The sequence below is a fragment of the Cytophagaceae bacterium genome (assembly GCA_016722655.1).
Taxonomy (GTDB): Bacteria; Bacteroidota; Bacteroidia; order Cytophagales; family Spirosomataceae; genus Leadbetterella.
In genome coordinates, this window is the sequence record JADKIR010000004.1 from 1233446 (window position 1) to 1254390 (window position 20945).

Annotated in this window: 19 protein-coding genes and 1 pseudogene; 8 read left to right on the forward strand and 12 right to left on the reverse strand. The window is 37.8% G+C overall.

Annotated features, from left to right (window positions below; genetic code table 11):
• Nucleotides 1-2: 2 nt before the first annotated feature.
• Genes IPP61_05900 through IPP61_05910 form a run of 3 tightly spaced genes read right to left on the reverse strand, consistent with a single transcriptional unit; the run spans nt 3 to nt 1793 of the window.
• Entirely contained in the window at nt 3-596 is a 594-nt protein-coding gene (locus IPP61_05900; protein ID MBL0324699.1) for a 5-formyltetrahydrofolate cyclo-ligase, read from the reverse strand.
• A 4-nt stretch (nt 597-600) separates the two neighbouring features.
• Nucleotides 601-816, reverse strand: a complete 216-nt coding sequence (locus tag IPP61_05905) for a hypothetical protein (protein MBL0324700.1) — start codon at nt 814-816, stop codon at nt 601-603.
• Nucleotides 759-1793, reverse strand: coding sequence for a molybdopterin molybdotransferase MoeA (locus IPP61_05910; GenBank protein ID MBL0324701.1), 1035 nt, complete (start codon nt 1791-1793; stop codon nt 759-761). Before IPP61_05910 ends, IPP61_05905 begins: the two co-directional genes overlap by 58 nt.
• Before the next feature lie 225 nt (nt 1794-2018).
• Between IPP61_05910 and IPP61_05915 the strand changes: the two genes are divergently transcribed.
• Entirely contained in the window at nt 2019-5117 is a 3099-nt protein-coding gene (locus tag IPP61_05915) for a SusC/RagA family TonB-linked outer membrane protein (GenBank protein ID MBL0324702.1), read from the forward strand.
• 14 nt (nt 5118-5131) lie between these two features.
• Nucleotides 5132-6664 carry a SusD/RagB family nutrient-binding outer membrane lipoprotein gene (locus tag IPP61_05920; GenBank protein ID MBL0324703.1) on the forward strand — a complete coding sequence of 511 codons (1533 nt, stop codon included), beginning with the start codon at nt 5132-5134 and terminating at the stop codon, nt 6662-6664.
• A 34-nt stretch (nt 6665-6698) separates the two neighbouring features.
• Here IPP61_05920 and IPP61_05925 read toward each other — a convergent pair whose 3' ends face one another.
• From IPP61_05925 to IPP61_05935, 3 genes are read right to left on the reverse strand one after another with little or no spacing between them, the layout of a single operon-like run.
• Nucleotides 6699-7784, reverse strand: a complete 1086-nt coding sequence (locus IPP61_05925) for an NTP transferase domain-containing protein (GenBank protein MBL0324704.1) — start codon at nt 7782-7784, stop codon at nt 6699-6701.
• A 24-nt stretch (nt 7785-7808) separates the two neighbouring features.
• Nucleotides 7809-8294 (reverse strand): cyclic pyranopterin monophosphate synthase MoaC, encoded by a 486-nt coding sequence (moaC, locus tag IPP61_05930; protein ID MBL0324705.1) that lies wholly within the window; start codon nt 8292-8294, stop codon nt 7809-7811.
• 33 nt (nt 8295-8327) lie between these two features.
• Nucleotides 8328-8924, reverse strand: a complete 597-nt coding sequence (locus IPP61_05935; protein MBL0324706.1) for a hypothetical protein — start codon at nt 8922-8924, stop codon at nt 8328-8330.
• 265 nt (nt 8925-9189) lie between these two features.
• Between IPP61_05935 and IPP61_05940 the strand changes: the two genes are divergently transcribed.
• Entirely contained in the window at nt 9190-10812 is a 1623-nt protein-coding gene (locus IPP61_05940) for a S41 family peptidase (GenBank protein MBL0324707.1), read from the forward strand.
• A gap of 11 nt (nt 10813-10823) precedes the next feature.
• The gene (locus IPP61_05945; GenBank protein MBL0324708.1) at nt 10824-11363 is read left to right on the forward strand and encodes a hypothetical protein; all 540 of its coding nucleotides are present in this window, start codon (nt 10824-10826) and stop codon (nt 11361-11363) included.
• Here the strand turns inward: IPP61_05945 and IPP61_05950 are convergent.
• The 3 genes from IPP61_05950 to IPP61_05960 are packed head-to-tail and all read right to left on the reverse strand — an operon-like array spanning nt 11346 to nt 13194.
• On the reverse strand, nt 11346-11984 hold the full coding sequence (locus tag IPP61_05950) for a pyridoxamine 5'-phosphate oxidase family protein (protein ID MBL0324709.1): 639 nt from the start codon (nt 11982-11984) through the stop codon (nt 11346-11348). The genes IPP61_05945 and IPP61_05950 overlap by 18 nt on opposite strands.
• Nucleotides 11981-12772 carry a GNAT family N-acetyltransferase gene (locus tag IPP61_05955; protein MBL0324710.1) on the reverse strand — a complete coding sequence of 264 codons (792 nt, stop codon included), beginning with the start codon at nt 12770-12772 and terminating at the stop codon, nt 11981-11983. The genes IPP61_05950 and IPP61_05955 overlap by 4 nt, the downstream gene beginning before the upstream one ends.
• The gene (locus IPP61_05960) at nt 12769-13194 is read right to left on the reverse strand and encodes a GNAT family N-acetyltransferase (protein MBL0324711.1); all 426 of its coding nucleotides are present in this window, start codon (nt 13192-13194) and stop codon (nt 12769-12771) included. Before IPP61_05960 ends, IPP61_05955 begins: the two co-directional genes overlap by 4 nt.
• 86 nt (nt 13195-13280) lie before the next feature.
• Here IPP61_05960 and IPP61_05965 point away from each other — a divergent pair.
• The 4 genes and pseudogenes from IPP61_05965 (at nt 13281) to IPP61_05980 (ending at nt 17300) form a co-directional block, all read left to right on the forward strand.
• Nucleotides 13281-14737 (forward strand): annotated as a pseudogene (locus IPP61_05965) (PLP-dependent aminotransferase family protein).
• A gap of 39 nt (nt 14738-14776) precedes the next feature.
• Nucleotides 14777-15496, forward strand: a complete 720-nt coding sequence (locus IPP61_05970; protein MBL0324712.1) for a glucosamine-6-phosphate deaminase — start codon at nt 14777-14779, stop codon at nt 15494-15496.
• On the forward strand, nt 15493-15909 hold the full coding sequence (arfB, locus tag IPP61_05975; protein MBL0324713.1) for an aminoacyl-tRNA hydrolase: 417 nt from the start codon (nt 15493-15495) through the stop codon (nt 15907-15909). Before IPP61_05970 ends, arfB begins: the two co-directional genes overlap by 4 nt.
• Nucleotides 15910-16022: 113 nt before the next feature.
• Complete coding sequence (locus IPP61_05980; GenBank protein MBL0324714.1) at nt 16023-17300, forward strand: amidohydrolase family protein; 1278 nt, start codon at nt 16023-16025, stop codon at nt 17298-17300.
• A 56-nt stretch (nt 17301-17356) separates the two neighbouring features.
• On the opposite strand, the gene IPP61_05985 is transcribed toward IPP61_05980, so the two are convergent.
• The 3 genes from IPP61_05985 to IPP61_05995 all read right to left on the reverse strand — a co-directional run bounded on the left by IPP61_05985 (nt 17357) and on the right by IPP61_05995 (nt 20944).
• Nucleotides 17357-19042, reverse strand: coding sequence for an FAD-dependent oxidoreductase (locus tag IPP61_05985; protein MBL0324715.1), 1686 nt, complete (start codon nt 19040-19042; stop codon nt 17357-17359).
• A 118-nt stretch (nt 19043-19160) separates the two neighbouring features.
• Nucleotides 19161-20012 carry a sugar phosphate isomerase/epimerase gene (locus IPP61_05990; GenBank protein ID MBL0324716.1) on the reverse strand — a complete coding sequence of 284 codons (852 nt, stop codon included), beginning with the start codon at nt 20010-20012 and terminating at the stop codon, nt 19161-19163.
• A gap of 74 nt (nt 20013-20086) precedes the next feature.
• Nucleotides 20087-20944 carry a hypothetical protein gene (locus tag IPP61_05995; protein MBL0324717.1) on the reverse strand — a complete coding sequence of 286 codons (858 nt, stop codon included), beginning with the start codon at nt 20942-20944 and terminating at the stop codon, nt 20087-20089.
• Nucleotide 20945 lies beyond the last annotated feature (1 nt).

Below are 20945 nucleotides of genomic sequence, written 5' to 3' on the forward strand. Positions count from 1 at the left end.
TCTCACCAATGCCAGATTCTTTCCGGAGTAATGCAGTAACTCAGAGGAAAATCGAATTCGTTGAGGTCCTCAATGAGATCAACCGGCTCAAAAAAGCTGAGTCCGACTGTTGTCATATAATCATCGCCAAATTTTAAAAAACGGTCGTAATAACCCTTTCCATAACCTACCCTATGGCCTTTTTTATCAAAAATCAAAAGTGGGACCAAAACCAGAATGTCTTCATTTTCATATTTCCGGAAGAACTCTTTGGAATTCAAAAAGTCAGAATCCTCTTTTGGCTCTTCTATTCCCCAATTGTTTTTAATTAGCTGCATTCCGGGCACATATAGTGTGTGAATCATTTCGCCATCAGGCAAACTTTTACTGATAAAAATTTCCGGGGCAAAATCTTTTTGTAAAGTATTGATTATTAAATGAGTATCTGGCTCAGCATTTTCATGAATTGGTAAAAAAACATGAATCGGAGAGTAACGGTGAATCATCAGTCTGGAGAAAAGCAGGTCATGGATTTTTTTGCTTTTTTCTGCCACCAATTCCGGGCTTAACTCCAGCCGTTTTGCTTTATATAGCTTTCTTAATTCGTGTTTATACATACAATCAACTGATTTTAAGAAAATCTACAATTTCACCCATTAAATACCGACCTTCTGCTTTGGGAGGAAAAACAATAAAACCATCTGATTTTGAAAGGTTTACAAAGTCTCCTGAGCCGTTGTTTGGAAGGCTTTTTGCCAGCAGATTTCCTGATTCGTTTTTTAATTTTGCCTGCTTAAAAAAAGTAAGGTCAAAGGGATTATTTTCCTCAGATTCCAATTTAACTTTTTGAAATATTTCTGATTTTTCCCCCACATGATTTTGTAGCCAGGGAAGTACATAATGAGCCGTACATAAAAAGGAAGAAACAGGATTTCCGGGAAGAGCAAAAATGATATTTTGTTCAGTACTTCCAAACCACATAGGTTTACCAGGCTTTTGTGAAATCTTATGAAAATGTTTTTTATACCTAATGAGGCTAAAATCTCTGGTAAATAATCCTTTTTCCCCATCGATACACCTCCTGAAAAAATCAAAACATCATATTTTTGAAGCATTTGAAAAATTTCTCTTTCAAGAATTTGGGGCTCATCCTTCAGCAAACACATTTCTGCATCAAAACCTTCTTTTTTCAATATCGAGCTTATCGCCCAAGTATTTGATGCCCTAATCTGATAGTCTTTTGGAGTTTGATTTACTTGCACCAATTCATCACCGGTTGCCAAAATGATAATTCTTGGATTTGAGGTTACTAACAATTCCAACTTACCAATGGTGGCAGCCACTGCCATGATAGCTGCATTAATTTTAGTGCTTTTTTCGACTATAACCTGACCCAAGGTGGCATCAGAACCTTTATAATGAATGTTTTGACCTGGTTTTATTTTTTCGGAAATGACATTCGCAATCCCTCCGAAAATTTTCAAATCTTCATATCTAATAACTGTATCGAAACCATCAGGTAGCATTGCTCCGGTCATAATTTCAATACATCCGGAATTGTTTTTCGCTCCTATTGGGGCTTCACCTGCAGTTTGTATTCCTAAAATTTCAAATTCCCTTTTCCCTTTTTCAAATTCTTGAAAATTGATTGCAATACCATCCATAGTCACTCTGTCAAATGGGGGGAAAGGTCGGTCGGCAATAAGGTCTTCTGCTAGAGTCCTCCCAAATGCATCTTCCAATAGTATTTTCTCAACTTTGTTAGGAAGTATTGTGTTAAGAACGATTTTTAAAGCAGCTTGAGGAGAAATCATTATTGCATTTTCAAATAAATATCTATAAAACTATTCGAAATTAATTTGAAAACATCAAAAGTAAACCAAAAAAGTAATTTTTATAATCCCAATCTATTAATAATCATAACACCCATTTTCCAAAATTGCAAATTGCTTAAATTTTTAAAATATTTTATTTTTTTAAGATTAGAAAAGGATTAATTTCATAAATTGCCTTTATTCATTTAATAAACTATTAACAATATGAAAAAAACTCTCCTATTTGGGTTACTAGTGCTGTTTATGTTTGTTACTCAACATGCATTAGCCCAGGAAAAATTAATCACCGGAAATGTTACATCTTCTGATGATGGCTCTACATTACCAGGCGTGAGTGTCACAGTTAACGGCACAAATCAAGGTACAATAACAGATGCAAATGGTCAATTCAAGATCTCTGCAAAACCCGGGTCAAAGCTTACATTTAGTTTTGTTGGGTATGCTCCACAAAATGTAACAGTTGGAAATAGTTCTGAAATCAATGTTGTATTGATATCTACTATTTCAGACCTAAAAGAAATTGTGGTTGTTGCTCTTGGAACTGAAGTAGAAAAAAGGTCATTGGGTCATGCTGTTCAGGAAGTAAAAGGTAAAGATTTGGCTGATACTCAGCGTGAAAACTTTGCCAATGCACTTCAAGGCCGTGTTGCCGGATTGACAGTAACCGGTACTTCCGGAGCTCCGGGTTCTTCAACCTCAATCATGCTTAGAGGGGTTAACTCATTAAGCGGCAGTAATCAGCCCTTATATATTATTGATGGTTTACCAGTCGATAACAAAACCTTTAACACCGGATATCTTTCATCAGACAGACCAGGAACAGTTACCGGTTCAGTTTTTAATCGTACAAATGATTATACTAACAGGGGTGCGGACATAAATCCAGAGGACATTGAATCAATCACTGTATTGAAAGGGCCAGAAGCTGCTGCTTTGTATGGGATTGATGCTGCCTCAGGTGCAATTATTATTACCACCAAAAAAGGCCAAAAAGGAAGAGGTAAAGTTACCTATAGTAATACTTTTAGATTTGATGAACTTTATCGTTTCCCTGAAATTCAAACTAAATATGCTCAAGGCGTTAATGGTGTAACAGATTTGAATGTTAGAAGACAATTTGGAGCTGCATATCCCGAAGGCACTCAGATGTATGACAATATTGGAAGCTTTTTTCAAACCGGTTCCAAACAAAATCACTCGATTTCAATAGAAGGTGGAAACGATATGACTACTTATCGCTTGGCCACAGCATATTTGACACAAACTGGAGTTGTTCCTAATACAAAATATGATAGGATGAATATAACTCTATCTGGAACCACAAAGTTTAGTGATAAATTTATTTCTGAAGCTTCGATGGCTTATTCTAATTCAAACAACATAAAAGCAGCAAGAGGTACAGGTGGTTATTTGTTGGGGCTTTTAGGTTGGCCTGCCAATGACGACGCAAGTGTATATTTAACCCCTGCAGGTACCAGAAGAAGACTTGTTTCTGATGCGAGTAGTGATGCCGATGTTGATAATCCGTTTTATGATGTAAATAAAAATCAAAATTCAGATAAAAATAACAGGGTTATCACAAATCTTGCATTTAAATATAATCCATTTTCCTGGTTAAATCTGACTGCCAGAGTGGGCTTGGATGTCTCCTCCACTCAGGGTTTATTAAAATATCACCCTGAATCACAAAGGGCCCAAAGCGTGGGTGGTAGTATTGATACTTATGTTGACAATACCAGAAACTTCAACTTCCAGTATTTTGCAACAGGAAAAAAATCATTTGGAAAACTGCATACTTCTTTAATGTTGGGTAGTGCCATTTATGATAACAATTATACAGTTGCTTCGGTTAGGGGTGAGAAATTTATTGACTATGAATTTACATCCATAAACAATACAGATTTAACTACTCACAGGGCATTAAATAATCTGGTTAGAAAAAGACTGGTTGGGGTTTTTGGAAATGCTACCCTAAACTATGATGATATGGTTTATCTGACATTTACTGGTAGAAATGATATTACCTCTACATTACCAAGAGCTAACAATAGCTTCTTCTATCCTTCGGCACAGTTTAGTTTTGTATTTACCGAACTTCCTGCTTTGAAAAATTCAAATGTAATTACTTTTGGAAAGTTAAGAGCTTCTATTGCCCAAGTTGGAAAAGATGCACCGGCTTATAGTCTTTACCCTGGACTAGAAAATAAAACTACTACTGGTGGCGGTTATGGATATGGATTTACAGGACCCAGCCCTGATTTGAAACCAGAATTAACTACTTCAAAAGAGATTGGAACTGAATTGAAGTTTTATAGAGGCCGTTTAGGTCTGGATGTTGCATATTATCATTCAACAAGTAAAGATCAAATTGTAAAAGACCTCAGACTAAGTTATGGAACAGGGTTTGTATTACAAGTATTTAATGGTGGTACTTTGGAAAACAAAGGACTTGAAATTCAACTTTCCGGTATTCCTGTAAAAAGGGACAATTTAACCTGGAATATGTTGGTTAACTTTACAAAAACCAATAGTAAACTATTGAGTTTACCACAAGACCTTCCAGAATATTACGTGTCAGACACATGGGTTTATCAAAATGTTAGGAACGGAGTTAAGCCAGGTTTTCCTTTAACAACTTTAACAGGTACTGCATATACCAGAAATAACGCTGGAGATATTTTAATAAATCCAACTACTGGCCTTCCAATTAGAAACACTGCAGTTTTCGCAAACATTGGTGATCGAAATCCTGATTTTATGATAGGCTTAAGTAATAATATCACTTATAAAGATTTTAATCTTTCATTTTTATTTGATATTAGAAAAGGAGGAGATGTTTTTAATGGAAATGAACTCTATTTATATAACAATGGGATCAGTATTAAAACCCTTGACAGGGAAACTCCTAGAGTTATCAAAGGTGTTTTAAGAGATGGAAAAGAAAATACCGACACGCCTACGCCAAATACTAAAGAAATAGTACCAAATACTTTAAATGACTATTATAGAACTACTTTTATTGAAGAAGATTTTATAGAAAAAGACATCAATTGGCTTCGACTAAAAGATATTACTTTGTCATATAGAATTCCAACTTCTATTATTCAAAAAACCAGAGTATTTCAATCAGCCTCAGTATTTGTAACAGGTACAGATCTATTTATGCTTACCAATTATACAGGTGCAGATCCTTCTGTAAATGGTGTAACTGCTGGTGTTGGAGGAAGTGGCGGATCTGGTATTGATTATGGTGTGATCAGTACCCCGAGAGGTTTAAGTTTTGGTGTGAAAGTAGGACTATAAAAATGAGATTAACAATGAAAAAAATATTAAAATATTTAACTTTTGGATTGGGATTTACCTTGTTGGTATCATGTCAGGAGTTTGTTGACGTAAATACTAATCCCAATTTCCCACAGGTAGTTGAACCCGTAGTGTTGATTCCTGCGATGCAGGCACAAATGGCTCTGGCAGTACAGTTTGATGGAAGGTTTTTAGGTAAATATGTGCAAAACTTTGCTCATAGTACAGCTCAAAATACCTGGGATAGGTATGGATATGACCCTGGTAGTGATAATGGGGGCCAGATTTGGCGTATGGCCTATTGGGATTTAGGCAAAAACTTAAGTCTTATGATGGAAGGTGCAGAAAATGAATCCCGTTGGGATTTACTCGGCTTAGGCAAAGTGATGAGAGCATGGTCCTGGCAAATGACCACCGATATGCATGGAGAAATCATTCTTACTCAAGCTTTCGACCAGACACGTAAAACCTTTGATTATGATTCGCAGGAAGCAGTTTATGCAGAGGTTGTTAAACTTGCAAACGAAGGTATTGGTCTTTTGGCAAAAACCGATGGTGCTGTTTCACAAGCTTATATGACCAGAGGGGATAAAATTTATGCAGGTGATAGGGCAAAATGGACTAAGTTTGCTTACGGTTTACTCGCAAGGAATGCTAATAATTTGATTAATAAATCATCTTACAATCCAGATAAAGTGATAGAATATGCAGACAAAGCTATGGCAAGTATCAATGATGATGCAATGGTAGCTTTTGATGGTACAGTTTCAACTAATTCTAGTTTTTGGGGACCTACTCGTGCCAATATGAATGCCTTCAGGCAAACAAAATTCATAGTAGGGTTAATGGATAGCACTGTTTTTAAAGGAGCCAGAGACCCTCGTATCAGCAGTATTTTGGTTCCTTCAACTGATGGTGTTTACAGAGGACATACTGCAAATACAGCTGAAGTTACTACTGCTGCGGTTCGTATTCCAACGCCATGGGGTATAGTAGGAGCTCCAACTGCAGCTACACCTGGTAAATATTTATTTAGAAATGCCGCACCTTTCCCATTAATGACTTATGCCGAAATGCAGTTCATTAAAGCTGAAGCAGCATTTATTAAAGGTGACAAAGAAATGGCACTTACTGCCTATAAAAATGGCATTTCTGCTAGTATTGATATGGTGAATAAATATACGATTGATCCAACACCTAAAATCGATGCAGCAGCTAAAGCAGCGTTTTTGGCTAAGCCTTCAATTGTCCCGGCCAGTGCTTCTGAGTTATCTCTAAGTCAGATAATGACGCAAAAATATATAGCATTATTTGGTTTTGGATTCCTCGAAACCTGGAATGATATGCGTAAATATCATTATGATGCCAATATTTACAAAGGTTTGACATTTACTTCAAGTTTGTACCCCGACAATGCCGGCAAGTTGGCCTACAGAATTCGTCCAAGATACAATTCTGAATATGTATGGAATCTTGAAACTTTGAAAAAATACGGTGGAGATAAACCTGAGTATCATACCACAGAGTTGTGGTTTAGTCAGAAATAATTTCGATAAAGAGCCGACCAGATTGGTCGGCTCTTTATTTGTTTTTTAAAAGAGTCATCATTTCCAACGGTGTATTCACATTCTTTAAAACTGTCGGATTGGGCAAGTTTATAAGCTGAACATCTGAATTTATCAAAACTTTTCTTGGACAGGAATATCCCTGTGACAGAAATTGTAATAATACCGGATAAGCTTTGGGCTCCCAAATGGTGAAAAGTGGATCAGGAAAATTGGTTTCGGGATTGTAGCATGCGGTTGCAATTTTGGATGGATTACGGTTTTGTATTAAAAAATCAATTTCATTTTTACCGACAAGAGGCATATCGCAGGCAAGAACCAACCAGGCTACATTCGGATTAAATTTGAATGCCGAAAGTATTGCTCCATAAGGTCCCATTTGTAGAAAACTATCAGCAATTTCATTATGTTTATTATGATTTTCCGCAACAGAAAAATAAGTTTCTATTACGGATTCTTCCATTATTTTAAATAGGTAATCCCTTTGGGGAAGATTGTCAAAATAACACAAATCTGCCTTGCTTTCACCCATTCGTTCCGATTTGCCTCCCACCAAAATTAAACCATTCAAGGGTACTGGTTTCAAACTTTTTTCAATAATCGGAATAAGCTCCAAAGTATTTTCTTTTGACAAAACAGGCTGATTTGTCATTTTTAACCAATCAAAAACAGGCGAATCATCGGTTTTAAGTATTGCGATTACATCTGTTAATTGACATTCTCTCTTTTTTAAAGAATCTTCTTTCATTTGATTGATTAATAGAACCTGCTTTTCTGCGGTGAAATGATTACCGTTTACCAGAATTATATCACAATCATTCAACAAGGCTTTTTTACCAAAATCAGAAAGTTCCTTTTTGCTAATATTGAAATGAGAAATTTTATCCTGAAATTTTGTAAAATCAATAGAATCAAAACTTTGGTCGGCTTTGTGATCAGCATCAACAAAAGCAATTTTATATTTTCCTGAAAGTGCAGAAATAATCTCTCCGGCAATTTGATTTATTACCTCACATGGAGCCCCAATTAGTGCAAATTCATTCCTTCCCCAGTTTCCAATATTTGGCTTAGTCAAAAACGGATGTTTTTCGTGTTTTTTCAATAGAAATATTTCTAAAATAATTTTTCACACCTTTTCATTCAAAACAAAATCTTTCTTTCCCCCGGTTTTTTTGATTAATCTGGTTTCTTTAATAACTATATCATGAGAAAGAGCTTTGCACATATCGTAAATTGTTAATGCAGCAACACTAGCCCCTGTCAATGCTTCCATTTCAATGCCTGTTTTGCCATTTACCGATGCCTCACAAATAATTTCAATGGTGTTTTTGCCTGTAACTTTTATTTTAATCTGGCAATTATCCATTCCAATAGGGTGGCAAAGAGGGATCAAATCACCGGTTTTTTTTGCAGCCATAACACCTGCTATAATTGCGGTTTGAAAAACTGGCCCTTTTTGGGTTTGAATCTCGTCATTTTGAAATAATGCCATGATTTCATCCGAAATATGAACTATGCTTCTCGCAACTGCAACACGGTGTGTTACCGTCTTATCGCCAACATCGACCATTGACGGATTGCCCGAAGCATCAAGATGGGTAAAAGAAGCCATTATAATTTTTTCCCAAAAATAAAGGATTTGTTTTTAAATAGAGAATCCAAGTGAAATTCCCGCAATACTACTGGTGTGAGAATCAATAAAATAAGAAAAGTGCTTTTGATAATATTTGGGTGTATATTGAATCTTGAGGAATATTACTTTAGGTTTGGGTGGAATATCAATTACAATTTGTTGTCTGAGTCCTACGATTCCAAAAATATAATTTCGTGGAACTTCATTGGCATATAAAACTGGCGTATAACTCAATCCAAATTCACCGAACCACTCGACTGATACTTTTGATGGAGTCGCTTTACATCTCAATGACACCCTGTGTTTTACCCTCTTTTTCAGATTATTAAGATTAACGTTTTGAGTTACAGCAATTGGTAGTGATAGTCCGCCATCTTTAAGGCCAATCCATGACATAGACCCGGGTACCAAGCCAGCCCCTACTCTAAATGTATTAAAGGATTTCATTTTTCGATTAAATGCTTTTTCATAGTTTATTGATGCAATTGGACTTACACCAAAAACCTCGACAGTCAATGCCTTTTTATATCTTGTACGATAAGAGATTTGACCACTGGAATAAGAGGCAATAAAGAAAAAAAGAGTGAAAGCAATTAATTGGTTTTTCACTTAAAATTATATTTTTTAAAAAGCACGTTTTGATTGGTTATACACTGATAACCAATTTTTTTCCAAAGGTTTTAAATTTTTTAAGAATATTCAAACAATATGAAGGAATTTTCTTTTATGGTCAGTATTAAAACGTTAAATCGATTCTAATATTTGCGAAGAAACATCTTTTTCCATAAACCAATTGCTAGCTTTTTGGTTTTAGAATATTATTTACGACAATTTTTTTCAAAATTTGTGGTTCTAACACTCTAAAAAGATTTTGATGAATCAAAATAGCGACAAAAAAACTGCTTCTATCCCTTTAATAATTTCCGTTTCGGTAGCTTTAGGGATTTTTCTGGGAGCTACGATTTTCGGAAAAAAGACTTTCAATTCTCAAACATTTTCGTCTGGTAAAATTTTTAATGAAGTATTATTAAATATTCAAAAAAGTTATGTTGACGAAGTGGATATAGATTCCCTTTCTCAATTTGGTATTACTAAAATGCTTGAAAAGTTGGATCCACATACTGCCTATTTACCTCCACAGGAGGCTGAATTAGCTAGTTCTGACCTTCATGATGGTTTTGATGGAATTGGAGTAGAGTTTAATATTTTCAATGATTCACTTTACGTGGTCACTGCCCTTAGTGGAGGACCATCTGAAGCCGTAGGTATAAAAACAGGAGATATTATTCTTCAGGCCGATACGATGAATCTTTCCGGGAAAAAACTCAATAATAATTTAGTATTCAAAAGTCTCCGTGGACCCCGAAACTCTATTGTAAAACTTAAAATAAAAAGGAAGGGATTCGGAAAACCGCTATTTTTCAATGTAAAAAGAGATAAGATTCCGACATTCAGCATCGATGCAGCTTATCTGATGGCCGACAAAAAGACGGGCTATATCAAAATTAATCGTTTTGCAGAAACCACCTATGATGAGTTTGTAACTCACCTCAAAAACCTCAAATCTGCCGGAATGCAGCAGCTGATGATTGACCTGAGAGATAACCCTGGCGGTTATATGGACAAAGCAACTGACATTGTGGATGAGTTGGTCGGTGGAAATGGTGTCATCGTATATACCAAAGGAAAAGATAAAGCCAATAACTATGAAGTTAAAGCAGAAAAAGACGGGATTTTTGAAAAAGGTAAAATTGTAGTATTGGTTGACGAAGGCAGTGCCTCTGCTTCAGAGATTGTAAGTGGCTCATTGCAGGACTATGATAGAGCCACTATTGTAGGAAGAAGAACTTTCGGAAAAGGACTCGTACAGGCACCTATCAAACTTTCTGATGGCTCAGAACTACGCCTGACGATTTCGAGATATTACATACCCAGTGGCAGAAGTATCCAGAAACCCTACACGTTGGGTCATGGTGAAGAATACATGGAAGACATGCACAAAAGGTTCAGTCAAAAAGAATTGTTTGTAAAAGATAGCATTAAGTTTAATCAGAAACTGAAATTCAAAACAAAAGGTGGTCGCACCGTGTATGGAGGTGGTGGAATCACTCCAGACGTTTTTGTACCTCAGGACACGAGTTATTATACGCCATACCTTGTTGAACTTTTTGCCCAGAATATTTTCAGGGAGTTTTCTATGAAATATACGCAAGAGCATCAAAATGAGCTTAAAGCTATGGGCTTCCAAAAGTACCTTTCTTCATATAATCTGGACGAAAAAGTATTGGCCGGCCTGAAATTAACGGCTCAACAAAAAGGAATAAAATTCTCAGAAAAAGATTTTGCTTTATCTAAAGATTACATAAAACTTTATACCAAAGCTCTGATTGCCAGGAACATCTGGAAACGAAATGAAAAAGAAGGCCTTACCAATGAGTTTTATCAGGTCTTCAATCAAGATGACCCTATGATCAGAAAAGGCCTCGCAAGTTTCTAATTATCGTAAATATGAAAATCAAACGATTATTTTTCTACCTGTTTCTGGTTTCTTTTTTTGAAATTAAAGCTCAGGAAAAAATAAAAGCTGGGATTGAACTTGACGCCCTTCCCTACATTACCGGAGGATACTTCGGAGCGGGATTTGCCGGGAAAGGTTACTGGAGATTAAGAGTTTTGACAGCTTCAGTCAACAAACCTGACTGGAGTATCAATAAGAATTTTTCTAACAACCATGTGGAGGCATACGCTGTTGTGGTGGATAGATTTTTCAAAAAAAGCTGGTCAGGCTTGTGGTTTGGCGGTGGTTTGGTGTATTGGAAAAGTAAAATCCAAACTCAAGCCAAACAACAAACCGCCAAATTCCAAAATTCATTGCTTAACGGAAGTCTTGGATACAATCTTAAGCTCAACAAACACTTTTACCTTTCACCCTGGGCCGGCATGAGCCTTCGTGTGGGTGGCGACCAAAATGTTCCGGTTGACCAAACTACCTATACGCTGCCAATGCTTTATCCTGAAGCCTCTTTGAAATTAGGCGTGATTTTTTAAATGATCGGGCAACGGAATATCTTTGCTGAATTCATCGGCGATAGGCGTCAGTCTTTTGGGTGGAACGGGAATTAATCCTGACCAAATCGGAAGGCTAAGATCTTCATCATCATCGATGGGCATTCCTTGTCTGATTTTGGCCGAAGCTTCCGAAATATCAAAACTCAAAAGCATAGTTTTGTTAACTTCACCGGCTTTCATAGGGCGTAGATATTCCCAGCTGCTGGGTACAATTTTTTCGGTCAATTCTTTGAAAAAATCCCATTTGGTATCAAAATCATTGATTCTTTCAGCTTTTGAGAAAATTATCACAGAACGATAATTGACTGAATGATGAAATGCCGACTTGGCCACTACCAGATCATCTACAAGCATGACCGAAATACACAGCGGAATCCCTTTTTCTATTTCTCTTAAAAAATGACTTCCGACTGAGCCGTGGATGTATAGTTTATCCTCTTTTCTGACAAAAGCCGTTGGAATCGAAAACGGCTGGTTGTCAACCGAATAGCTGATTGTACAGAACATGGCCTCATCCAATATGGAATTAATTGTGGCTTCGTCATATGAGGCTCTTTTTGCCGAGCGACTGGGGGTGGTTTTGGGAGTTTGCTTTATCATAATATGTAATAAGGTATTTCAAATGAGGGTTTAAAACCAAGTTTTTGTGCCAAATAATAAGACTGAGAGTTGCCTTTTCTACATGACCAAACGGGAATAAACCGGTTATTTTGCAAGAAATCAATTAACTCTGAACACACGATTTTTGCCAGCCCATTTCCCCTGAATTCTTCAGCCGTTTCGATGCCAATCTCAAAATAGGGCTCATGGACAAAAGATGAAAAAGCAATGGAAGCCGGCTTGCCCTTGACTTTCAGACAAAAACCTAGGCCCTTTTGCAAAAAATCTTCAGCATTATTCCAAAAAACATTGGGAACCACAGAGCCTTCGAAACTTTCGAATATTTCTTTATCAATTTTTACAATTTCGCGGTTTCCCGTTTCAGGGAAATATTTATGGAATTCATTGGGCAAGAACTCAAAATTTGCACGGGTTTGAAGCCAGATTTTTTGTTTATTTTCGGTTTCTGACCAAATATTTGAAAACCAAACCTGGAATATTTCGTCCCATGAATCTGGGCTAGCCTGCAAATATTCATGATTGGTTTTTTCGCCCGAAATATATTTCTTAAGCCAATTATTAAAGTTTTCATCATCCGTTTTTCCAAACAATAGAGACATTCCATAAGGATGTTTCACATAAAAAACCTCAGGATTATCGGCATGGTTTACAAAAACCTGCCCATTTACATGATTCCTGATAACTGACATTGCAAAAAAATGATTTATCTGAACTGATTCCAGAGCTTTTTCGCAGAGAAAGTATTTATTTTTTTCCAGTAGAATCATTCTTTTAGGCCTAATCTGAAATGATGATAAACGATTTTCATTTTTTTGTTGAGATACAACCTGTGAGCATCATATCGTTGATGCCCCGAATCGAGATGAACCGCATTGAGACCCTCGGATTTTGCTTTTTCGACTACAAAGTCAAACAAAGCTCCGGCATAACCCTTCCCCCGGAATTCGGGAGCGGTGGTCAGGTCATCAATGTAAATAAACCGACCCTCAAATAGTGTGGTCAAATAACGAAACCCACAAGCTGAGGTCACTTTACCTTTTTCTTCTGCGTAAATGAGTGTGTAAGACTCTTTTTCCATCTCGGTAATAAGGTTCAAAAGAATTTCGGCAGATAGATGAGGACGCAGATGTTTCAAAACTTCCAAACACTTGAGGTAGTCTTGTTCGGAGCGGGCAATTTTTATTTCCATTTGTTTTTTTGAATTCCTGATACAAAAATATATCTTTACCGGATGGGCATTGTCGTCCAGTTTTTAGATAACTAGTAGTCCGGTTTATGTTTCCTTTCAAATCGCATCTTAAAATAGAGAAAGGCCAGAAAGTGCCTGTTTACAGTCAGTTAGGCACTCAAATCATTGGTTTGATAAAATCCGGTTTGCTCCCTCCGGGGTTTAAAATGCCGGGTTCCAGAATTATGAGTGAGTTGCTTTCGGTGCACAGAAAGACCATCACCCAGGTATATAGTGAATTGCAAATGCAGGGTTGGTTGGAAACACTGCCGGGAAGCGGCACTTTTGTGCCCAGGAATATTCCGGTTATAAATCCACAAAAAATTCTGATTGAAACAGGAGAAAGACCTAAAAAAGCCGGATTTTTTTATGCGAAAAGGAATTTCTGATCAGAGAACCCATAAAAGCAACCGACCTCTTACACCTCGATGATGGTTTTCCTGATCCACGACTAGCCCCATTACCTGAACTAGCCCGGGCCTATCGCAGCAATTTATTGTATGGAAACAGCTACCAAAAACTGGGCTACGGAGATACTGCGGGCTTGCTTTGGCTGAGAAAAGAATTATCGTCTTATCTCAATGAAAGCAGGAGCCTGAAAATCAATGAAAACAATATTTTGATAGTAAGGGGTACAATTATGGCCCTATATCTGACCAATCTGGGTTTAGTAAAAACAGGCGACAAAGTAGCTATGGGCTGGCCGGGTTGGCTGAGTGCCCGCATAAGCTTTTTACAAGCCGGTGCCGAAGTAATTGAAATTCCAACCGATGAATATGGTATTGACACCGACGCCCTGGAAATTGTTTGCCAAAAACAAAAAATTAGATTGCTTTACGTTACCCCTCACCACAACTACCCTACCACTTACACTTTGAAAGCCGACAGACGGGTAAAACTGCTTCAGTTAGCCGAAAAATACGATTTTATCATTTTTGAGGATGACTACGATTATGACTTTCATTATCAGAGCCGCCCGCTGTTGCCTCTGGCCAGTGCCGATAGTAATGGAAGGGTGCTCTATTCCGGTTCGTTTACCAAAAGTATTTCACCGGGATTCAGGGTGGGTTATTTGGTGGCTACCGAAGATGTTATTCAGCATTTATCGCATCACCGGCGACTGATTGACCGGCAGGGCGACAATATGCTCGAAAATGCTCTGGCTCAGCTTCTTCATGAGGGAATAATTCAGAAACATCTGCGTAGGTCATTGAAGGAATATAAAACCAGGCGAGATTTTTTCTGCGAAAAACTAAGTAGTGACTTTTCCGGAAAAATTGAATTTCAGATTCCAGAAGGCGGAATGTCGGTCTGGGCTCAGTTTGATCCTAAAATTGATATGAAGAAAACTGCTGAAACGGCACTCAAAAAAGGAATGTATTTCAGTGATGGGGCAACTCATGATACTGATAAAATTAAAAATTGCACCAGATTGGGATTTGCAAGCTCAACCGTTGAAGAATTAGACCGATGTTTGAAGATTTTGAGGGAATCGTTCAGCTAAAAATTAATTTATTCTTTTCTTTGAGAAATTTTTATAATAATGCAAACCGAAATTTTTGAAAATTCTGAGGATCTGGCCATTGCGTTGGCCGGGCATATTATGGGTATTTTGAAAGAAAAACCCAATGCCACCATGGTCTTGACTTCAGGAAATACGCCAATAGCTGCTTACCGGCATATTGCCAAAACGGCCTCGAAAGATCTTTTTAAACATGCGACCATCATTGGTTTGGACGAATGGGTAGGTGTATCAGGCGAAAGCGAAGGGAGTTGTAAATATATTGTAGAGGAAAATTTATTGAAACCACTGGGAATTCCTGCCTCTCAATATACTTTTTTTGACTCCATGACCACAGACCTTCAGGCTGAATGTGAAAGGGTGGACGAGCTGATTTTTTCAAAAGGTGGGCTGGATTTTATTTTAGTAGGATTGGGAGTTAACGGCCACATTGGCCTCAATGAGCCGGGCTCATCTTTTGATTCTTATTGTCAGGTGACAGATCTGGAAGAAATAACGATAACTATCGGCCAAAAATACTTCAATTCGGCCACACCACTTACGCAGGGAATCACAGTGGGATTAAAGCATCTTCTGGAAGCAAAAGAAGCCATGGTTATTGCCACCGGCAAAGCCAAATCGGACATTGTAAGACAAATGAGTACAGAACCGGTATCTGAAATGCTGCCGGCAACGGTTCTGAGAAAGCATTTCAATGGAAAACTGTGGATTGATAAAGCAGCAGCAAAAGGCCTGGAATGAAACCTGAAGAAGTAAAAAATATTGATTTTTGGTCGGAATTAGTGGTAAATACCTCCAGGAGTTCTGGTGCAGGAGGACAGAATGTCAACAAGGTCGAAACCAAAGTGGAGTTGAGATTTAGTATTTCTGAGTCAAAATTTTTGAATGAAGAAGAAAAAGTAGTTTGTAGGCTAAAATTAAAAAATCATATAAACCTGGAAGATGAAATTATAGTTACCTCACAGGAATCCCGCTCGCAACTAAAAAACAAAGAACTGGCCTATAAAAAGTTTTTGGGACTTTTGGAAAAAGCTTTTCAAAAAAACAAACCCAGAAAACCCACAAAACCAAGTCAGGAAAAAATTCTGGAAAGATTAAAAGCCAAGAAAATAGCCGGTGAAAAAAAACAAAATCGGGGCAAAGTGGATTTTTAAATTGATTTTTAACAAAAAATTCTAATATTTTCCGCTTTCTAAATTAGACATTCCCTTATTAAGCCCTTAATTTTCTTATTTTCGTAAAATTCTATCATTAACACTAACCAAAAATGAAAAAAACTCTCCTTATCCTGAGCCTGGCCTGTAGCAGTGTATTTGCCCAGAAAACATACATCCAATGTGGAAATCTGATTGACACACGGTCACAAAAAGTGCTGAAAGAAATGACTGTGGTAGTTGAAGGAAACAAAATAGTAGAAGTCAAAAGTGGCTTTCAGAAAGGCTCTTCCACAGATGTGGTCGTTGATCTGAAAAAGAAATTTGTTCTACCCGGTCTCATTGATATGCATGTGCATCTGGAAAGCCAAACCGCCAAAGATCAGTTTCAGAAAAGAATTCAATATTCTGAAGCCGATGTGGCTTTTGAAGCCCAAAAATATGCCAATATCACTTTGATGGCTGGTTTTACTACCGTTCGTGATTTGGGTGGAAGCGGCGTAAACATATCTCTTCGGGGGGCTATCAATCGGGGTTCGGTTGTTGGTCCAAGAGTATTTACTTCAGGGAAAACCATTGCTACCACCGGAGGCCACGGTGACCCATCAAATGGAATTGGCCCCAATTATATGCTTTCCAATGAAAACCGAATGGATGGGGTTATAAACTCTGCTGACGAGGCTCGCCAGGCAATCAGACAAAGGTATCAGGACGGAGCCGACTGGATTAAAATAACTGCAACCGGAGGAGTGCTGAGTATTGCCAAAAACGGAAAAGGCCCACAGTTTCAGGATGATGAACTCAATGCCCTTATGGCAACGGCCAAAGATTACAGCTTCGGTGTAGCAGCACATGCTCATGGTGCCGAGGGGATAAAAAGAGCAATCAGGGCAGGCGTAATAACTATTGAACATGGATCTTTTTTGGACGACGAATGTATTGCTTTATTCAAAGAAAAAGGAGCTTATCTGGTACCAACGATTATTGCCGGGAAAACTGTTGCCGATTCAGCAAAAATACCCGGATATTATCATCCATTTGTAGTGAAAAAAGCCATTGAAACCGGTGCAATGATTCAGGATGCTTTTGCGAGAGCTTACAAAGCCGGTGTGAAAATTTGTTTCGGTACCGATGCCGGGGTATTTCCTCATGGGTATAATGCCAAGGAGTTTTTATACATGACAGAAGCCGGAATGCCAATTATGGAAGCTCTGAATGCTGCCACTATAACCAACGCCAAAGTGTTAGGCATGGAGAACGAACTGGGAGCCATTGAAGCCGGAAAACTGGCCGATATCATTGCAATTGATGAAGACCCTCAGAAAAATGTACTTTCGCTTATGAATGTAACTTTTGTAATGAAAGACGGAAAAGTTTACAAATCGAAATAAAAAAACCCTCCCGAAATTCAGGAAGGTTTTATGTTTTGAAGTATAATCGCCCTTATTTAAATCATTTCGCTTTCGATATTGTATTGTATCGGATACTGTCGTTCGTATTCGCCCCATACTTTATATCCGCCCGCCAGATTTTTGATATTGGTAAAACCATGCTGTGAAAGTATTTTTGCAGCAATATATCCTCTCAAACCTCTGGCACAATGAACTATCACTGGTTTGTTTCTTTCCACTTTTTCCAGATTTTCCCTCAATTCATCTAAAGGAATATTAACCGAACCTTCAATAAACTTTCCATTAGCTCTCTCGCCTGGATTTCTTATATCCAGAATCTCCATATCTACCCCATTGGAAATCATATCATGCAGTTCTTCAACAGAAATAGGTGAACAACCATGGTTTATTGCATTAGTGGCTGTGTATCCATTTACTACCACCGCATCCTTTGCAGGAGAGTAAGGTGGTGCATAAGCCAAATCAAGCTGCGGAAGGTCTGTAACTTTTAATTTCGCAAAAATCGCTGTACTCAATACATCCACTCTTTTATCAACTCCCACCTGCCCAAATACTTCTGCTCCCAGAAGAGTTAGGTCATTGGCATCGTAATAAGTCTCTACTATTATATCCTTCGGATTAGGAAAATAACTTGGGGTGCTATTGGCAACAATTAAAGACTTTCTGTAGGCTGTTCCGCTTTTTTCCAAATCTCTTGGTCCCAATCCTGTACGACCCATAGTATGATCAAAAAGCTGTACGATAGCGGTTTTATATCCACCACTTAAAGTTTCATTGCCTCCTACTGCATTAAATCCTGCAGCACGGCCACCCTTATTGGAGTGAGTCCCTAAAGGCAAATAATCATGTTGATGTGTTTGTAGATTCAAAATTGAAGCATTGTCACCGGCAGCATAAATATTAGGCAAAGAAGTCTCAAAATGTTCATTTACCACTAAAGCTCCGTTGGGTATAGCTTTGGCTCCCTTAGTAATTAATAAATCGGTGTTAGGTTTGATTCCAACCGACATAATTACATAATCAGTATTCAGATATGTACCATTGCCAAGGTCTATGCTTTTAACTTTTCCGTTTTCTACATTTACTTTTTTTACAAAAGTGTTTTTGATAACGTGAATTCCCTTGTCTTCCAGCACGTTTTGGGCCATTGCCGAGAATTTTGGGGTCCACATCGGCAAAACAGTAGCTCCACCTTCGATTATCGTAACTTTTTTACCCGCTAATGAAAGGTTTTCGGCCACTTCCACACCAATTAGTCCGGCACCCATCACTGTGATATGTTCGGCTTCATCGGATAGTGCATGCTGCATAATATGGTCATAATCACCAAGGCTACGGCATGTTGACCAGTTGTCGGCATCGTTAAGGTTCTCGATAGGAGGTACAAAAGATTTCGCTCCGGTGGCAAAAACAAGCTTTGTGTAAGGATATTCACCTTGCGGGGTTATTACTTTCTGATTTTCTACATCAATGTCGGTCACTTCTTCGTTGAGGTGAACGTCAATCTTAAATCTTTTCCTGAGCAATTCCACATCCGTTACCAGCAGTTTTTCGCGGGTTTTGATATGTTTTGAAAGGGCATAAGGAATACCGCAGGTAGCGTAGGAGATATCTGCGGTTTTCTCAAACATCAATATTTCGGCAAATTCGTCTTCTCTTCTGGCTTTGGCTGCAGCCGATGGACCGGCAGATAACCCGCCTATTATTACAATTCTGTTCATTCTTTTTCTAAATTTTGATACAAACTTAGATACTGGAATTTTAAAAAATTGTAATGATTGTCACGTTACCAAAAGACAATCAAATCAATTGAAATAATTTTTCAAGCAAAAATTTGCTTTACAAACTCTTCAAATACTCAATGCTTTTGGGCACATTTTCAAGTTCCTTATTGCTTTCGTCTTCGATGAAATAGTGCTGTATTCCTATTTTTTTAGAAAGTTTAAATATTTTCTTCCAGTCTGCTTGTCCTGTACCCAAAACCACATCGTTTTCAGCAGGTTCGTGGCCAGATTTATCTCCGACAACTCCTTTTCTGAGGTCTTTAACGTGCATCAGTTTCCAGCGGTTGCCGTAGCGTTTTAACAATTCCTGCGGGTTGGCTGCTCCTCCACCATGGATGGTCCAGAGTACGTCCATTTCAAACGAAACGTATTTGGGGTCGGTGTTTTGGATGATGTAATCCATGTATGTGCCTTTTTCGTGAGGCCTAAACTCGTAGCCATGGTCATGATAGCAGAAAATGAGGCCATTGTCAGCCAGCACTTTGCCACCTTTGTTAAATACCTCCACGGCATTTTTGGTGTCTTCCAGTGTGAAATCGTTGCCTTTGTGAGGTATCCAGGCACACATTACATATTTGGCTCCCAATGCTTTGGCTTTGTCGGCCACTGCCTGTGGGTTGTCACGCAACTCTTCAAAACCGCAACCTGTCGATGGGATGCTGATACCGCGATCATTGCACATTTTCTTAAATTCTTCGGGCGTTTGACCTTTTTGTGGGCCGCCTTCCAGCTCAGTAAAGCCCATATTCTGGATGATATCGAGGGTGTGTTCGGTGCCTTTGGGGAAATGATTACGAAATGTATAAGCCTGTACACCTAGCGGAAAAGTATATAATTTCTTTTGGGCAAAAAGGTTTGTTCCCGAAAAAGACAATAATAGCAATAAAAATAGAGCTGTTTTTTTCATGATAAATTGAGGTTGAAATAAGAATTTTGATAAAATTATTCAATTCCAACCTGAATCAGAAGAAACTAAGGATTTTATTTTGACCAGATCAAACCAAACTCAATTTCTGACCGGTTAATTCGGTGTTTGGAACCGGAAAATGATTCGAAACCCGGGTTTTGATCAGTCCAGATATCAATTCTCCGGTCATAATTATATTGTCTCTTTGAAGGTAAAAAATTTCCTTTTAACTGAAAGCCTAATCCGGAGTTTTGAGCATGAAAAGGGAAAAATGCTATTTGAAATGCGGGTTGAACAAATGGAAATGGAGATAGTTTGGCCGAATAGTCAACATTTATAACTTCAAAACTCTTTGTGCTTTGTCCTCCATAAGTTATAGAATTTTTTAGCAATCCTCCAACTCCGGCTTTCAAAGAAAGATTAAGCATTATCAATTTGTAGCGAAATCTGTAAAAAGGACTGATAAAGCCGGTGATGTTTTTTATGTAAACCATGTCGTCAGAACTCCAGATCAACTCCAGAGTTTTAAATTCTGAAAATTCATTTTCAAAATCAAAAGGATAGCCCCTTTTTGAAGGAATATTGAAAACACTTGCTCCAACTTCCAAACCAATGTTTTTTGTCAAAAATCTTCCGAAAGCAATCTCAAAATTTATAGGAATGATGTCATCATGGGTTGTTCCAAGGATTGAAACGAAGTTTTTATCATTAATTTCTTTTCTTACACCTATACCCAAGTATTGATATGAATTAGTTTTTACGGGGATATAACTAAAAAAATCGGCCCCGGTTATTCGAATCCCGGTGTTCCTGGTCACAAATTTTCTGTTTCCAAACATTAGCTCCACGCTGTTCCCTGCTTTTATTTCTTTTTGGGAAAAAGAATATAATGTGCTGAATATCAATATTATTGTAAAAGCTGTATTTTTCATA

What these genes read in the sequence shown, in the direction of transcription:
- IPP61_05900 (MBL0324699.1), bottom strand. Translation starts at nt 596, where the DNA reads ATGTATAAACACGAATTAAGAAAGCTATATAAAGCAAAACGGCTGGAG.
- IPP61_05980 (MBL0324714.1), top strand. Translation starts at nt 16,023, where the DNA reads ATGAAAAAAACTCTCCTTATCCTGAGCCTGGCCTGTAGCAGTGTATTT.
- IPP61_05995 (MBL0324717.1), bottom strand. Translation starts at nt 20,944, where the DNA reads ATGAAAAATACAGCTTTTACAATAATATTGATATTCAGCACATTATAT.
- IPP61_05920 (MBL0324703.1), top strand. Translation starts at nt 5,132, where the DNA reads ATGAAAAAAATATTAAAATATTTAACTTTTGGATTGGGATTTACCTTG.
- IPP61_05950 (MBL0324709.1), bottom strand. Translation starts at nt 11,984, where the DNA reads ATGATAAAGCAAACTCCCAAAACCACCCCCAGTCGCTCGGCAAAAAGA.
- arfB (MBL0324713.1), top strand. Translation starts at nt 15,493, where the DNA reads ATGAAACCTGAAGAAGTAAAAAATATTGATTTTTGGTCGGAATTAGTG.
- IPP61_05985 (MBL0324715.1), bottom strand. Translation starts at nt 19,042, where the DNA reads ATGAACAGAATTGTAATAATAGGCGGGTTATCTGCCGGTCCATCGGCT.
- IPP61_05970 (MBL0324712.1), top strand. Translation starts at nt 14,777, where the DNA reads ATGCAAACCGAAATTTTTGAAAATTCTGAGGATCTGGCCATTGCGTTG.
- IPP61_05990 (MBL0324716.1), bottom strand. Translation starts at nt 20,012, where the DNA reads ATGAAAAAAACAGCTCTATTTTTATTGCTATTATTGTCTTTTTCGGGA.
- IPP61_05910 (MBL0324701.1), bottom strand. Translation starts at nt 1,793, where the DNA reads ATGATTTCTCCTCAAGCTGCTTTAAAAATCGTTCTTAACACAATACTT.
- IPP61_05960 (MBL0324711.1), bottom strand. Translation starts at nt 13,194, where the DNA reads ATGGAAATAAAAATTGCCCGCTCCGAACAAGACTACCTCAAGTGTTTG.
- IPP61_05940 (MBL0324707.1), top strand. Translation starts at nt 9,190, where the DNA reads ATGAATCAAAATAGCGACAAAAAAACTGCTTCTATCCCTTTAATAATT.
- IPP61_05945 (MBL0324708.1), top strand. Translation starts at nt 10,824, where the DNA reads ATGAAAATCAAACGATTATTTTTCTACCTGTTTCTGGTTTCTTTTTTT.
- moaC (MBL0324705.1), bottom strand. Translation starts at nt 8,294, where the DNA reads ATGGCTTCTTTTACCCATCTTGATGCTTCGGGCAATCCGTCAATGGTC.
- IPP61_05955 (MBL0324710.1), bottom strand. Translation starts at nt 12,772, where the DNA reads ATGATTCTACTGGAAAAAAATAAATACTTTCTCTGCGAAAAAGCTCTG.
- IPP61_05915 (MBL0324702.1), top strand. Translation starts at nt 2,019, where the DNA reads ATGAAAAAAACTCTCCTATTTGGGTTACTAGTGCTGTTTATGTTTGTT.